This is a genomic window from Vibrio sp. V15_P4S5T153, assembly GCF_963874485.1.
Lineage (GTDB): Bacteria > Pseudomonadota > Gammaproteobacteria > Enterobacterales > Vibrionaceae > Vibrio > Vibrio anguillarum.
In genome coordinates this window covers 174,185-188,805 of record NZ_CAWNHR010000018.1, presented here as the reverse complement: position 1 = coordinate 188,805, position 14,621 = coordinate 174,185, and the positions used below count along the sequence as shown (strand labels likewise).

The following is a 14,621-nucleotide window of genomic DNA, read 5'->3' as shown; positions in this document are numbered from 1 at the left end:
ATATTCATTCTCAATAATGGGGGCGCAATCGCTAAACATCGTTCTTATTTTGTTTCTCATCACGTGTTGCTTCTCTTTGATTGGTTGCGCAACTGACGCTGACAAATTCAGTGTTATCTAGTTAGAGTGATGAAGCGAGAGATGGCGTAAACTGCGTAGCTCGAGCCGCCTAAACAGTAAAGAGAGGCTTAAACATAAACCCAAGTATGCACCGCCCACTAACAACCATATTTCAAAAATAAGCCCAGAAGAGTTAGCGATTTCTGTGCCAACAAACGTCATTTCTTGAATTGAAATTAGCGATACAATCGAAGAATCTTTGACCAAAGAAATCGCTTGCCCAGCTAAAGCCGGCGTGATCGCCGCCAATACTTGAGGGGCAATGACGTATCGGTATTTTACCCATCGAGACAGCCCTAAAGAGTGCGCTGCTTCCCACTGACCTTGAGCTATTCCGCCCAAACCTGAACGAACAACTTCAGCGATGTAGGCCGATGAAAGCATCCCAATACACACAATTCCAGAGAACAAATTTTCCCATAGATGAGAAGGACCAAACAGCCAATGCTGAATGACATTGGTTGGCTCATGGTGTTCCCGTAGTAGGTTTTCTAGGCCCAACAACGGGATCAGTTGATTGGAGACAAAAAAATAAAAAATGAACACGAAAACCAGCGGCGGAATGTTCCTAACTAATTGCACAAAAGCGTTAGCCGGAATTCTGAACCACGAAAACTGAGAGTGGCGTGCTACGCCAAGCAGTGTGCCTAACACAAGGGCCAGCACCATCGCCCAGACACTTAAGCGCAAAGTGGCGAGCAAACCTTGAAAGAAATAAGGGATGTCGCCATTGCTGGTGGGAGTGAAAATCAGAGCAAAAGCTTCTCGCCAACGCCAATTATAATTCACCCCAAGCTCGGCTCGGTGTGTTAACCAAATAACAAAGCCTAACAGTACTACGAGTAACGCATAATCGAGCTTATTGAGCGATAATCGTAACCATGGTTTAAGGCTCCGTTTTTCATACAGCATGGTTTTTGTTCTATTCACATCCGCCCCTCAGGCTATTGCCCTGAGACGATTTGGTTTTGCCAATCTAGTGTTGAGAACCAATATTCGTAGCGTTCACTCAACCAGCCGTCATTGGTTCGTTCAATAATCCATTGATCAAAAAAGGCTTTTTTGTCCTCTTCACCTAAGCGAACGGCAAACGCTTCGTTTCCTTTGGACAACCGTTCATTGAAAGGAATGAACAGTTTGTCACTGTGTTTCACTGTTTCATGTTCAGGTTTAGGGCTTGACGCAATCACGGCATGTGCTTGGCCGTTTAATACTTCTTGAAAGGCTTGTGCATCGTCATCAAATTGCAGAATTTTGGCTTTGGGGAAGGTTTCACGAGCGACTTGAACGGTAAATGCTCCGCGTCGCGCTGCGATAGTCACTCGACGAGAATTGAAGTCTTCTATTGTAGAAAATCCTTTAGCGAGGGACTGATTAGCGGCAAGTTGTACTCCTGAATGTGAATAGGGAGCAGTGAACAGGACGCTTTTCGAGCGTTCTGGCGTGATAGACATGCCGCCGATAATAACATCAAATTTTTGTGCTAAGAGTGCTGGAATAATGCCATCCCACGCGGTAGGTACAAATTCCACTTTCCAACCTGAATCTTCAGCAAGACGTTTGGCAACATCAATTTCAAAGCCAATTAGGTCGCCTTGCTTGTCGCGCATTGCCCAAGGCACAAACGTAGACATACCCACACGCAATGTGCCTCGTTCAGTGATTTTATCAAGGCTAGGCGTTTCACTGGCAAAGGCGGGTATGGAAATGGTTATCCCTAGTAACATGGTCAACCCGAGCGATAGAGCGGCGATAGCCTTCAATCCAGCGCGTTGCCACGCTTTTGGTGCAGATTGCTGCATGATGTTCTCCTTTTAAGGATGATTATTGAGCGCGCCATTGCGCCCCGAGTTTGTGTTCTAACCATGCTGAAAACCCTGATAAAGAAAGAGTTAACAGTAAATAAATTGCAGCGACGGTAAACCATATTTCAAATGGCATCGCCGTTTCTGAGACAATATTTCTACCTTGAGTGGTTAAGTCAAAAATAGCCATCACACTGACGATAGACGAGTTTTTAATTAATGACACGACTTCATTGGTCAGTGGAGGTAATGTACGTTGGATAAGTTGCGGTAAGATCACATCAACATAGGTATAAAAACGAGAAAGCCCTAATGTTCGTGCCGCTTCAAACTGTCCCTTCGGAATGCTGTTTAAACCACCACGAAACACTTCGGCAGTATAAGCGCCTTGAAACAGTGCCAAAGCTAAAATGGCAGTAGAGAAGCGATCTAAGCCCAGCACTGGGCCAAACACAAAATAGAGCAGGTATATCTGCACCAGTAGCGGCGTGTTGCGGATAAGCTCAATATAAATATTGGCCAACCAACGCCCTACCACTGAATTGGAAAGCTTCAACAAAGCGGTTGTTAAGCCAATGACCAGCGTAAAAAATAGGCTGACCGTTGAGATTTGCACCGTGACGGCTAACCCTTCGAGCAGTTCCGCGGGCCACCATTCACCTTCGTCGTAAAAAGCAATGAAATCAGGCACACGATGCCATTGCCACTGGTAACCCATAGCATGTGCGCCAGAATCAAGTAGCCATACCATCCCCGCAAGCAATAGAACTATCTGTACTAGAGCGGAGAAGATCGGTTTTATCAGTACTTTTATCATCAATGGCTCAATATTTGGTTGAGAAACTGTTGAGTTCTTGGGTGTTTTGGCTGACGAAATATCTCTTCCGGCGTAGCGATCTCGAGAATTCTTCCTTCATCCATAAAAATGACGCGATCCGCTACTTTTCGGGCAAAACCCATTTCATGAGTGACGCACATCATGGTGATGCCATCTTGAGCAAGATCTACCATGACATCCAGCACCTCCTGGATGGTTTCAGGATCGAGAGCTGAAGTGGGTTCATCAAACAATAAAATTTCTGGTTGCATACAGAGTGAGCGTGCAATGGCAACACGCTGTTGCTGACCGCCAGATAATTGCACCGGATATTTGTCAGCTTGGTCAAGAATATTCACTCGCTGTAAAAAATGGCTCGCTCTTTGTCTTGCGGCTTGCTTACTCAATTTCAGTGTACGAATTGGAGCTAAAATAAGGTTTTCAATCACCGTCAAGTGAGGGAAAAGGTTGAAATGCTGGAAAACCATACCGATTTTTCCCGCAGGCTGTGTGATGTCGGAATGGTTAGAGTTCAGGGTGATCTTGCCCGCGGTGATAGCTTCTAACCCATTGACCGTTCGGATTAATGTTGATTTTCCTGAGCCTGAAGGGCCACAAACGACTAAGATTTCCCCTCGACGAACCTGAAGAGTAATGTTTTTCAAAGCGTGAAAATTATTGTACCACTTGTTTACTTTTTCAAACTCTATCGCATTCATGGTTGAATATCTTGTTGCTATTTTGTTATCACCTACCTTAGCAATATCAACGAGATAATGCACCTACGAAGCTCATATTAGCGTTAACTTTTGGGTTCCAGCACAAGAGTGTAACTATTTTTTTACGCAATGATTGTTTTGTAAAAAAGTAGCTAATATTGCCTTTTGTTGAAAATAATGATTGAAGTTGTGGTTTTTAGTAGATAAGTTACAGGGGAGAGCCGAAAGCAAGGCTGCGTATAGATCCAACCTGTCCGTTGTTCGGTAGGCAGTAGAAAAGAATAAGGAAGAAGTAAGCAATGTTTCAGACTGATGATGTAAAAATTAAACGAGTTAAAGAGTTATTACCCCCTGTTGCGGTTCTAGAGAAGTTTCCAGCAACAGAAGTTGCTTCTTCAATCACATTTCAGGCTCGTGAAGCCATTCACAATATTCTACAAGATAAAGATGACCGTTTATTGGTGATCATTGGCCCATGTTCAATTCATGATCCTCAAGCGGCTGTTGAATATGGAAAACGTCTTAAAGTGTTACGTGATGAACTAGGTGATCGCCTTGAAATTGTCATGCGTGTCTATTTTGAAAAACCTCGTACAACCGTCGGATGGAAAGGGCTCATTAACGACCCTTATTTAAATGATACCTATAAAATTAACGATGGTTTACGCATGGCGCGTAAGTTACTGCTTGATTTGACCGATATGGGGATGCCGACAGCGAGCGAATTTTTGGATATGATCACACCGCAGTATGTGGCTGACCTTATCAGTTGGGGTGCTATTGGTGCTCGTACAACAGAATCTCAAGTTCACCGTGAGCTCGCATCGGGTCTATCTTGTCCGGTTGGGTTCAAAAATGGGACAGATGGCAATATCAAAATCGCTTCTGATGCGATTCGCTCTGCCAGTGCATCGCACCATTTCTTGTCGGTCACTAAGTATGGTCATTCGGCCATCATTCAAACGGCAGGCAACCCTGATTGCCATATCATTCTACGAGGTGGTAAAGAGCCAAACTACAACGCTCAACATGTCGCGGCTATCAAGCAGGAACTAGAAATCTCCGGTTTACCACAAAAAGTGATGATTGACTTTAGCCACGCAAACAGCTCTAAACAGTACCAGCGTCAACTTGTGGTATCACAAGATGTGAGCGAGCAGATTGCATCGGGTGAACATGCTATTTTTGGTGTGATGATTGAGTCTCATCTCGTTGAAGGACGTCAGGATCTCGTGGATGGTTGTGCGGCCACTTATGGTCAATCGATTACGGATGCATGTATTGGCTGGGATGACACTGAAGTGGTATTGCGTCAGTTGGCTGGTGCGGTAGAGGCGCGTCGCGCACGCTAAATATGGCATCACTCTATAATATAAAGTATCAACAGAGCTCCCGATTCGGGGGCTTTTCTATTTAGACTCAGCTCTGATCGCGTCACTTTAAGCGCTATGGTTGTGAAAAGTGCTCAGATAATGCTGAACGACGATTTTTGCTTGGGTCGCCGTTTTCATCGTTTTCTACCGTGCTTTCATAGCCTTGTTTGATAAAGCGTTGTAAAGGCATTACAGGTTCAATGCGCTTGAGTTGAGGGGAGTTTGTTGTCCCAGCAAGTTGGTAAATGGTCACGCCACTACCAGTGTTAATCACAATTTTATCCCCATCATATTCAAACTGAGTGCTGACTAAGCGATTATTTCGAAACACGCCATTTGAATTGAGAGTTAGAACCTCAGTGCTATAACTGGGTGTACCGATTTCGATCCATGAACCATAGACATTTTTGGGGCTTGTATACTCTTGATAGCTCACTAAAAGTAAAGTGGCAAAACTAGCTGCGATAGTGAACAGCACTATCCAAAAAAGACTTTTTAATACCCACTTTTTTTTCATAGGGTGACCTGAAGAGGCTTTATTTGCATGCGTGAAACCCTTAACTGCCATTCCCACTCCATAACGTAAGCAATCAGCGACTAGTATCGGTAAGGCTAACCAATTAAAACAAGGTTAGAGAGTGGAATATGTCGTGTGGTTTAGCAAATGTCACACTGGAAAATATGATCTTTTTTCCAAAACTAGTACTAATGGATGACAAGATGAAAATTGCATCATGAATTTTGTTGACTTACCGATCAGTATAGGTCGCGTTTCACTATTTGTTTAATCCCAATTGCTACTTGTGTATTTTTACGATTTCAGATAAAACGGCTTACAAACGTGTTATTCACCATATTTTGGTGGTTTATTTTACAAGGAAGAGAAATGATCAAAGAAAACACATACTTCGATGGGGCTGTTAAATCTTTAGGTTTTGCTCACCAAAGTGGTGACAGTTCGGTGGGCGTAATGGCTCCTGGCGAATACACCTTTGGCACGGCCGCTCCTGAGCGTATGACAGTCATCAAAGGTTCGTTAACGATAAAGTGTTTAGGGGATGAACACTGGTCTACATTTAAAGCGAATGAATCTTTTGAAGTCGCTGAGAATTCGTCCTTTGATTTGAAAGTTGCCGAAGCAACAGCTTATTTGTGCGAATATTTGTAGTTGAAATAGGGCTTAAAAGCCCTATTTCTTATTGAGCTGTTAAGCCAAATTTTGCATAGATGGCTTCGATCCTTCCACTTTTTACCATTTCAGACAGAGCGTCTTGTAATGCATCCGCTTGTGGATGGCTTTTAGGCATACCGTAATAGTTGCCGATAGTGTTTGGATAGTAGTAGGTTGCTACTTGGTAGTTACTAAAATTGATTGTTTTTAATTCCACTTCTAGCGCAGGTAAATCCAATACGATAACGGTATCTATTCTCTTTGCCTCTAGCATTCTTGCTAGGTTGAAGTCATCATTAACAACCGTTCTATTTATCTCTTTGTCTTGATCAAACGCTTCGAAATAAGCGGTACCTCTTTTCACACCGACATTCAGCTCTCGTAAATCTTGATAATTGTTGATTGCTGGCCCATCACTGCGAGTGACAAAAACAATATTCCGTGTTTGCTCACTTATAGGACCGATAAAGCGAACAAATGCTTCTCTGTCTGTTGTTCGTATGACACGTGGAACAATGTCAACAGTACCATTTTCTAAAGTAGCAAGGCTGCGAGGAAATGGAATGTTTCGCCACTCGATATCGAAGCCTATATTTTTTGCTGCTTCTTCAATGATTTCCTTTAATGGGCCGCTGATTTTTTGACCATCTGGACTGATCACCATTTCTGGTGGTCGATGCCTAAAATCAGCTTTAAGGGTGTTAGCAAAAAGCGTTGAGCTGATCAGCACTGCTGCCAATGAAATGAGAATATTTCTAGTCAATACCCACATATTTCGTGCCTCTCGTCAAATTTACTACTTGAGTATAGGCAAACTTTCTGAGAACCCCAAAATGACACTTAAGATCAGCCGGATGACTACCCTATGATTAATACTGTTCAAACACACCTGAGTTGTAGTCTTTAATTGCTTGTTCTATCTCAGAAAATGAGTTCATTACAAACGGCCCATAATGCACGACAGGTTCATCAATGGGTTGCCCCATTAGCAACAATACTCCGCTCGTATCATTGGCTGTTAATGTTAAGAACTCACCTTTTGAGAGCAACGCTAGCTCGCCTTGCTCCAACACTTTACTGCCTAGCTGTGCATTGCCTTTGTAGGTAAATGCCATGACATTAAAGTGATTCGGAGTGACGATCTCTAATTTGCTACCCGGTGTTGCTTGCCAGTCGGCCACACTCAATTTAACGCCCGTTTTTGTTAATGGGCCTGTTACTATCTGGTTGCCACAAGTGACATCACCCGCGAGTACTCTCAGCAGGCCAGTCTCTTGGGAGTGGTATTCGGTAATGGTTTCGGGTTGAAAGTCGTGGTATTGCGCTGGCGCCATTTTTTGGCTAGCAGGCTGATTGATCCAAATCTGAAAACCGTGCAACTGACCTTCAGTCATGATTGGCATCTCGCTGTGAATAACACCTCTTCCTGCGGCCATCCATTGGGCACCTCCAGAGCGTAATTCACCGACATTACCCATATGATCTTGATGTTGGAAATGCCCATTTAGCATATAAGTGAGAGTTTCGATTCCTCGGTGTGGATGAGGAGGGAATCCGCCAATATAATCGGCTTTTTGATCAGATTTAAATTCATCGAGCATTAAAAATGGTGAAAAATTAGCATTATTAAAGCCAGCAACGCGGCTAATTTTTACGCCATCTCCATCCGAAGTGGGTTGTGCGGGGATTATCTGTTTTATTTCACGTTGCGTTAGCATAATGATTCTCCTTGTCGGTATAACATCAGTCTAAGACAAGGTGCTGATAAAGAAGAGCGCTGTGTTTTGAAGGTCTTCGTCGAGAAATTCGAACATATCTTGAGGGGGGCTATAATTAAAGTAGCTTGGATCACGAGGAGGATGCCCAATGTCTATGTTGCCCAAACATGAAGATCAGAATCCGCATTATGATCCCAAAGAGGATTTTACGCTTGAGCAGATGCACCGATTTACCAAGGTGGCTAATCAAGCGCAGAAAAATCGCGATACGCTTGAACAGCTCAGTGATAAAGACGTTTCCATTGTTGAAGCAGCAAGGCGTGCGGCAATGAGGCCAGTGATTCACCCTAAACCAAATAAACCTAATACAGCACGCTACGCCGCATGGATGGTGGTGGTATGTGCAGTAGGTTTGTGGATTATGTATATGACTCGCTAGCTTTCTTTATTGGTGTCACTGTTGCTGAATGGGTTGCAGTAGATGCTTCAGTATGGTCAAGTGAAATATGTTGGTAATACTGATATTGATTTTTGCCGTTATGTTTTGCTGCGTACATCGCTTTGTCTGCGCACCGAGTCAGCTCGGCCAAGTTATCAGCATCAGAAGGAAACAAAGCAGCGCCGATGCTGACGGTGAGGTTATTGATCATTTCTGAACCTTGATATTTATCCTCAAACAGATAACAAATCCGGTTGAGAACGCCATCCAAATCCTTAACCGTTTTGATATCGTAAAGTAGTAGCACGAACTCATCTCCGGCAAATCTCGCGATGGAGTAATCGTGTTTATCGGTCTTCCGGTCTTTATTTCGGACGTTGTTTTTTAAACGGTTGGCGAAATATTGTAAGACTCGATCCCCGACCTCATGTCCGTAGCTGTCATTAATGGACTTGAAATTATCAATGTCTAGAAAAACGAGTGCGGTGATGGTCTTTTTATCAGTCTGCTGGGAGAGCTTTTCACGTGCCCAAGTTTCGAAACTCCAACGATTGGCGAGCCCAGTCAGTTGGTCGGTGTAGGCAAGGTCTTCAATTCCCTCTTGATAAAGATGCTGGATATAGCAAACCGCTTTGTTGTAATAGTAAGAGGAAATATGACACATGCAACAGAGTGCGATGAGACTGAGAAAAAACCGATCTATGGGGAGATATTGAGGAAGAATATCGGCACCGGAGAGTTGTACTGAGACGCCAATTAGCATAAAGAAACTACAGCTAAAAACTAAGCCTATTCGAAAGTCATTAATGAAGATCACCGCCGCAATAATTGGAAACAACCACAGCACATTGCCGACCATATGCTGTCCATATAGTAGTAATATGACCCCTTTTGTTAACAAGATGGCACTGAGGAATAAATCGGCATAGGAGGTGTTATCTGAGTGATGGTAGAAATAAAGGTAATTAGAGGCAATGGCGATCAAGCATAATAAATTAAAAGTGCTCAGGTAATATTGCTGTTCAAGAAAATGAAGAATGCCATAAAAGGCGAAAAGTAGCACAGACACAAACGAGCATAAGGCAACGACCCTACGCTTGCGTGACGCTCGCATATTGGCCATCTCTTCTAAATGTCTACCTACCAGTTCAGTCATACTCGATCTCGATGCTATCCTAAAGTATTAGATACCGAGTTAAGTCTAGAATAAATAACAGAGTTTTGCGGACGAAGTGCATGGAGTCAGTTAAAAAATACAATGGCTAATCATTTGGCGTTTTCGTTAAGTCATTAGGCTATTAATAATCGGTGATCAATTGTCTTATAACTTATTGTATTATCAGCATGTTTTGTCGATTATTTTAACGTTGTTCAAATAAGCCATTATTTAAGCCATTATTTTTTATAAAAAAATGAATATAAGCAAATGTGGATATAGCAAAAAAATCTAAGCCGTCCTGTAGTTACATTACAAATTTAGTTACATCGCAAATTCTTTTTTGATCCAACTTCTTAACACTAAGATACTCTCTTGTTTCAGTTGCTCTTTGGCACAAACGAAGTAGTAGTCTTGATAGGGATTAGTCACTGCGGAACCGAGTTCTTGTAGTAGGCCTAACTTGATGTCATCTTTTACAAAGAGGCGATGGGTAACGAAAATACCTAATTGGCGGATAGTTGCTTGTACGGCTTGTGCTGAAGAAACAAATGATAGGTTTTTGCGACTTTCTGGCATGCTAAGTTGATAAGCATCGCACCAAATTTGCCAGTCTTTTTTGCGGCGCTCGTTCACAGCGATAATCGCTGGGTGGCATTTAAGTATGGATGAAAGCGTCTGCTTATCACCTTGCTTTATGAGGTCAGGTTTTATGAGTTCAGGGCTGCATACCAGCACTAGTTCATCTTCGGCAAGTTTCTCACAATAGTAGTCTTGCCACTCATCTTGTTTACCATGAACAATCGCGATATCAACGTTCTCTGATGTTAGAGAAAAAGTGCCTGTTAAACTCGATATTCTCACGTCTATATGTGGCGCATGCTCTTGAAAGCGGTTAACTCGTGGTATCCACCAGTGCAGCGCTAATGAGTTGACCATGTTGAGTGTCAGTCGGTTATGGCGTTCATCTCTCATAAGCACTTCAGTTGCTTCAACGATTTGCTCCAAAGCAGGCGCAATTCTCCGATAGTATTTTTGACCAGCATTATTGAGTACGACGTGACGCCCAACGCGATTGAATAGCGGCTGGTTTAGCTGGTTCTCTAATGCTTTTATTGATTGACTGATGGCTGAATGACTAACATTAAGGTGCTTTGCTGCATCTGTCATGCTGCCTGTTTCTGCTACGGCAATAAATGAGTAGAGTGACTTGAGCGGAGGTAGTTTTCGCATTGGTAAGTTTCTCTTACAGGTTTGGTTAATATTACTCGTTATTTTTCCTTTCGTCATTGTTCTATGATGGCTGTACTAGAGGAGAGTTGTATGAACCCACGAATTTTGGCTCCATTATTTATGTTGTCCTCCACATTTAGCTTGTCATTGACAGGGCTACTGTCTAAGTTTCTTGCACATGAGATACCGCTACAAAGTCTCAGTTTTCTCCGATTTTTACTCCCCGCGCTCATATTGTTGGGAGTAATGAGCTTAACTCATTTCCGTTTTCCTCCCAAAGGTATGAAACGGGCTCTGTGGGTTCGCTCAGTATGTATTGCAGGCTGTCAGCTCTGTTTTATTTACTCACTTCAGCATCTTTCTTTGGTGGAAAGTGTTGTATTGTTTAGCACTGGTCCACTGTTTATTCCTTTGTTAGAAAAATTAATATTTGGTGTAGTGATGAAAGCAGGCACGGTTATGAGCTTGGCCATTACATTTATCGGGGTGTTACTGCTGGCTGGCGATGTTTCGGGCATCCATTTACGGATGGAGTTATTGGTCGGTTTACTTGCGGGAGCGCTGAATGCGGGATCGCAGTTAAGCTTATATCGAGCGACGAAAAGTAATATGCGATCTATTGATATCAATGCTTGGACGTTTGTGTGTGCATCAATCTTATTACTGCCTTTGTTATTTCTTCCTACCGTAGACGCGAATGTACTTCAACAAACCTGGGGCAGCTTGCAGCAGTTAGCTGTGGTTATTGCCTTGAGCGGAGTCTCTATATTAGTCATCAACACTCAAATTTTTCGAGCCAAAGCCTACCGTCTGGCACACTCTGGCTCGCAGCTCGCTCCGTTAATTTTTACCAATTTGCTTTTTACCGCTTTATGGCAACAGTTGTTTTTTAATGTGCAGTACTTGCCAACACAAATGGTAGGATTGGGCTTGATTGTGATGGCAACTTTTACCGGAATTCTTATCCCGAAGCTATTTAAATCCTCAGTATCGTCAAACCAGCTTAAATCAGCTTAACCCGCTTATTGCTACTGTCTGATGAGCCCATAAGGCAGGCTAGAAAATACCTTAGGATTATTTTTCACTGTGGGCGCTTGGTTGGTTTTCTGCCAGTCAAGTAACATAATGGCAAGTACATTGCGGTGCTCTCCGTCGGCAAGGTCAAACACACCTGAGGTAGAGGGGATCATCCCTTTCTTTTTATCAATCGCTTGTTGAATTGCGAGACGAGTTTTTTCTACAACAGGATCCTTTTCTAAACCTGCGAGTAGAAAAGTGATTCCAACTTCAGCAACCACATCTTCCTTCGCTCTTAGCAAAATGGTATCGATATTATTGCGAAAGTAGTCGAAGATCCATTGATGCTGCTGCTCTTTAATGGGATTTTGATAGTATTCCGAATCGGCAAAAATAATGTGTGTCATGCCATACAGCTTATTGCCATATTGTTGCGCGGAGAGTGCTTTATCAGCAGAATCTGGGTATGTTTTCCTAAAGCTATCAATGAATGGTTGTACGACATCTTGTTCACCTAACTGGCGTAACCAATAGACTTGGTTAGCAAGTTGTGCGGCCCACGCTTTAATCATTTCTTCATCAGTGGCGTACTTAGTAAAATCATAACGGCGGATCACTTGGCGCAAAAGCTGATCTTCTTTATGTTTCAAACCATATTCGTTGGCACGGGCCATAGAGCCTAATAGGTCGACGCCTAAGTAGAGGTATTCTGGCATATGTTTAGTGGCGATATAGCGTAATTGGCTGCGTTCATCTTCGTCATCGAGGTATCCAGCCAAACGTTGCTCAGAGTAGAGAAAAACCTGTTCAGCAGTTGAAACTTCTGCGGAAAATTGATTAAGTCGGCTTGCTACGCGAGCAAGATCACTCCACACCGCTGCTGAATATTTAGGATCTAGAGTTTGGCGATACATCCGTAACCCATAGTGCCCCTCTTTGAATGCCGGCAATGTGAAAAGTTGCTCTTCATAGGTTTGACGAATAAGCTCCGCAGATTCAGAAAAAGTGTTATTCGTTGTTGACGCCGGCTCTGCATAGCCAGAGGCAGGCAACCACAATGTAATAGCTAATCCCAGAAATAGGCCACTCTTTTTTAATAACATGATGAAAACACACCTCTAAGCTAATATTCATAATAACATTAGCATTTAATGGATTTATTATTGTTGGTGATGTGTCAAGTGTGCGTAAAATGACCGCTTTGAGCCGTCGTTAGGATAATGCGTTTAGCTGATTGTGCTTTTTACGCTATGCAAATTGATGGATTAAAATATTGCTATGTTAGCAAAAAGCTACGAGTTCATTTGGTTATATCAACAAATTTGTAATTAATTTGGGTATTCCCCCATTAATTACGTTAATCTTAAGTAAGAAGCACTATTCTAAATAGAGCAAGTAAAACCATACACATGTAGTGATCGCTACAGGCTAGTGAGGGAGAGTTGCATGAGACATATCTCAGGCAAACAGTGGTCTGTCAATTTGCTTCTCGTTGCCTTCATCATTTTTTGTGGAGGGTTGATCGAAATTATCAATTTCAATCAACGAAGTTTTATCCGAGATAATCTTCAAACCAGAGCAAAGGAAGAGCTTTCGATTATTCGAGCTCAGTTAGAAGCTGCCATTTTGTCTGACATCTATGTAGCAAATGGGTTAACCAGTTTAATTGCGATTAACGCCCATTCTCAGTTCGAAGATTGGGAAAAGATTGCGGCTAATATTTTACATGAAGGTAGACATTTGCGCGTGATTGGGCTTGCGCCTGATGATGTGATTCGTTACACCTATCCATTGAGCGGAAATCACAAAACGATAGGCTTAGATTACCGTACCGTTCCCAAACAATGGGCCACGATCTTAAAAGCAAGGGAGATCCAAGAGATCTTCATTGCAGGCCCTGTGAACCTAGTTCAAGGTGGGCGAGGCCTTGTTGCTCGGATTCCTATATTTACTGACCCTCCTGATAACCAACAATATTGGGGAGTATGCAGTGTCGTGATCGATTTAGATTCGTTATTACTTTCCACTGGCGTTGAACGTTTTACTCACCGCTTTAATTTGGCGATACGTGGGGTAGACAGTACTGGTTCGGAAGGCGAGGTATTTTTTGGTGAACAAGAGGTGTTCACAAAAGCTTTTGCAAAACAAAGTGTTCATTTTCCCTATGGCGGCTGGGAAATTGCTGTTGCGCAGAAAAGCGATGTTTTAGGTCAAGTGCCTTGGTATCAGGTTCACATTGTACGGCTGTTAGGTTATCCGATCTTAATCTTGTTGGTTGCGGCGTTTATTACGATATATCGCTTGTACTCTATTGCTAATGAAAGAGCACTTCATGATGAATTAACTCAGCTTCCTAACCGTCGGTACTTCATGTATACGCTTGATCGATATTTTGAGCAGGCTATAAAAATGGACCAATCGGCTGGTTTTGTCATCCTCAACATTGATATTGATAAGTTCAAATCGATCAATGACACCTATGGGCATGCGGCGGGTGACAAGGTGTTGATTGCTTGTGCGGAGCGAGTGAAAAGCGTATTGCGTTCTTCGGATTTAGTTGCACGTATTGGCGGTGATGAGTTTCTGGTTTTGCTGTCTCGAGTATCGGACAACGATGATATTGAGCGGATCAGTCTCAAAATAAAAAGTGCGTTGTGTAATGCGCCAGTCATTTATGAGCAGCACTTAATTAACCTACATGTCAGTGTAGGCGCAGCCGCATTTAGCCCAGAATTTGATAATGTGGATGCGATGTTGAAACTGGCTGATGAGCGGATGTATCAAGAAAAGAGGCAGCAGTACTACTAAATTATTTATTCAGATTTGCATTTTGAAATTTAATTGCAAAATGCAAATTTATTATGCGACACGTTGTAATGAAACCGCTCATAAAGTAGACAGATAAGGTGTTTTTTGGCAGTTTTAAAGTTGGCATGCATCCTGCTATATAGTAAGTGACCCTTCTAAGCCGAGGGTCACCTAGCCAACTGACGTTGTTAGTGAACCTTATTTTTGTTCACACTTATTAATAGCCAATCATACTTTTTGTGATT

At 42.6% G+C, this 14,621-nt stretch carries 15 protein-coding genes; 5 read left to right on the top strand and 10 right to left on the bottom strand.

Annotation, left to right across the window (positions count from 1 at the left end):
* Window positions 1-117: 117 nt before the first annotated feature.
* From AACT42_RS16350 to AACT42_RS16335, 4 genes are all read right to left on the bottom strand, one after another.
* Window positions 118-1,032, bottom strand: coding sequence for an amino acid ABC transporter permease (locus tag AACT42_RS16350; protein ID WP_202599563.1), 915 nt, complete (start codon window positions 1,030-1,032; stop codon window positions 118-120).
* A gap of 32 nt (window positions 1,033-1,064) precedes the next feature.
* On the bottom strand, window positions 1,065-1,847 hold the full coding sequence (locus AACT42_RS16345) for a transporter substrate-binding domain-containing protein (RefSeq protein ID WP_088721593.1): 783 nt from the start codon (window positions 1,845-1,847) through the stop codon (window positions 1,065-1,067).
* Window positions 1,848-1,944: 97 nt separating this feature from the next.
* Window positions 1,945-2,742, bottom strand: a complete 798-nt coding sequence (locus AACT42_RS16340) for an amino acid ABC transporter permease (protein ID WP_026027335.1) — start codon at window positions 2,740-2,742, stop codon at window positions 1,945-1,947.
* The gene (locus AACT42_RS16335; RefSeq protein ID WP_094167952.1) at window positions 2,742-3,461 is read right to left on the bottom strand and encodes an amino acid ABC transporter ATP-binding protein; all 720 of its coding nucleotides are present in this window, start codon (window positions 3,459-3,461) and stop codon (window positions 2,742-2,744) included. The genes AACT42_RS16340 and AACT42_RS16335 overlap by 1 nt, the downstream gene beginning before the upstream one ends.
* Window positions 3,462-3,760: 299 nt before the next feature.
* Between AACT42_RS16335 and aroG the strand changes: the two genes are divergently transcribed.
* Window positions 3,761-4,813: a 3-deoxy-7-phosphoheptulonate synthase AroG gene (gene aroG / locus AACT42_RS16330; RefSeq protein ID WP_094133176.1), complete on the top strand. Its 1,053-nt coding sequence runs from the start codon at window positions 3,761-3,763 to the stop codon at window positions 4,811-4,813.
* Window positions 4,814-4,907: 94 nt separating this feature from the next.
* Here aroG and AACT42_RS16325 read toward each other — a convergent pair whose 3' ends face one another.
* The gene (locus tag AACT42_RS16325; protein ID WP_026027942.1) at window positions 4,908-5,351 is read right to left on the bottom strand and encodes a DUF2850 domain-containing protein; all 444 of its coding nucleotides are present in this window, start codon (window positions 5,349-5,351) and stop codon (window positions 4,908-4,910) included.
* 369 nt (window positions 5,352-5,720) lie between these two features.
* Here AACT42_RS16325 and ppnP point away from each other — a divergent pair, with 369 nt between their 5' ends.
* Window positions 5,721-6,002: a pyrimidine/purine nucleoside phosphorylase gene (ppnP, locus tag AACT42_RS16320; protein WP_161441901.1), complete on the top strand. Its 282-nt coding sequence runs from the start codon at window positions 5,721-5,723 to the stop codon at window positions 6,000-6,002.
* Between the two features lie 28 nt (window positions 6,003-6,030).
* Here the strand turns inward: ppnP and AACT42_RS16315 are convergent, their stop codons facing one another.
* Window positions 6,031-6,777: a substrate-binding periplasmic protein gene (locus tag AACT42_RS16315; protein WP_094133178.1), complete on the bottom strand. Its 747-nt coding sequence runs from the start codon at window positions 6,775-6,777 to the stop codon at window positions 6,031-6,033.
* A gap of 97 nt (window positions 6,778-6,874) precedes the next feature.
* Entirely contained in the window at window positions 6,875-7,723 is an 849-nt protein-coding gene (locus AACT42_RS16310; RefSeq protein ID WP_094133179.1) for a pirin family protein, read from the bottom strand.
* Window positions 7,724-7,871: 148 nt separating this feature from the next.
* On the opposite strand from AACT42_RS16310, the gene AACT42_RS16305 reads away from it, so the two are divergent.
* Window positions 7,872-8,162: a hypothetical protein gene (locus AACT42_RS16305; RefSeq protein WP_013868082.1), complete on the top strand. Its 291-nt coding sequence runs from the start codon at window positions 7,872-7,874 to the stop codon at window positions 8,160-8,162.
* Here the strand turns inward: AACT42_RS16305 and AACT42_RS16300 are convergent.
* Window positions 8,143-9,318 carry a GGDEF domain-containing protein gene (locus tag AACT42_RS16300; protein WP_013868081.1) on the bottom strand — a complete coding sequence of 392 codons (1,176 nt, stop codon included), beginning with the start codon at window positions 9,316-9,318 and terminating at the stop codon, window positions 8,143-8,145. The genes AACT42_RS16305 and AACT42_RS16300 overlap by 20 nt on opposite strands.
* A gap of 324 nt (window positions 9,319-9,642) precedes the next feature.
* Window positions 9,643-10,551: a LysR substrate-binding domain-containing protein gene (locus AACT42_RS16295; protein ID WP_094128091.1), complete on the bottom strand. Its 909-nt coding sequence runs from the start codon at window positions 10,549-10,551 to the stop codon at window positions 9,643-9,645.
* 90 nt (window positions 10,552-10,641) lie between these two features.
* Between AACT42_RS16295 and AACT42_RS16290 the strand changes: the two genes are divergently transcribed.
* Window positions 10,642-11,568, top strand: a complete 927-nt coding sequence (locus tag AACT42_RS16290) for a DMT family transporter (RefSeq protein ID WP_094128094.1) — start codon at window positions 10,642-10,644, stop codon at window positions 11,566-11,568.
* Between the two features lie 11 nt (window positions 11,569-11,579).
* On the opposite strand, the gene AACT42_RS16285 is transcribed toward AACT42_RS16290, so the two are convergent.
* The gene (locus AACT42_RS16285) at window positions 11,580-12,671 is read right to left on the bottom strand and encodes a DUF3541 domain-containing protein (protein ID WP_094124469.1); all 1,092 of its coding nucleotides are present in this window, start codon (window positions 12,669-12,671) and stop codon (window positions 11,580-11,582) included.
* A 328-nt stretch (window positions 12,672-12,999) separates the two neighbouring features.
* Between AACT42_RS16285 and AACT42_RS16280 the strand changes: the two genes are divergently transcribed.
* Complete coding sequence (locus AACT42_RS16280) at window positions 13,000-14,376, top strand: diguanylate cyclase (protein ID WP_017045991.1); 1,377 nt, start codon at window positions 13,000-13,002, stop codon at window positions 14,374-14,376.
* Window positions 14,377-14,621 lie beyond the last annotated feature (245 nt).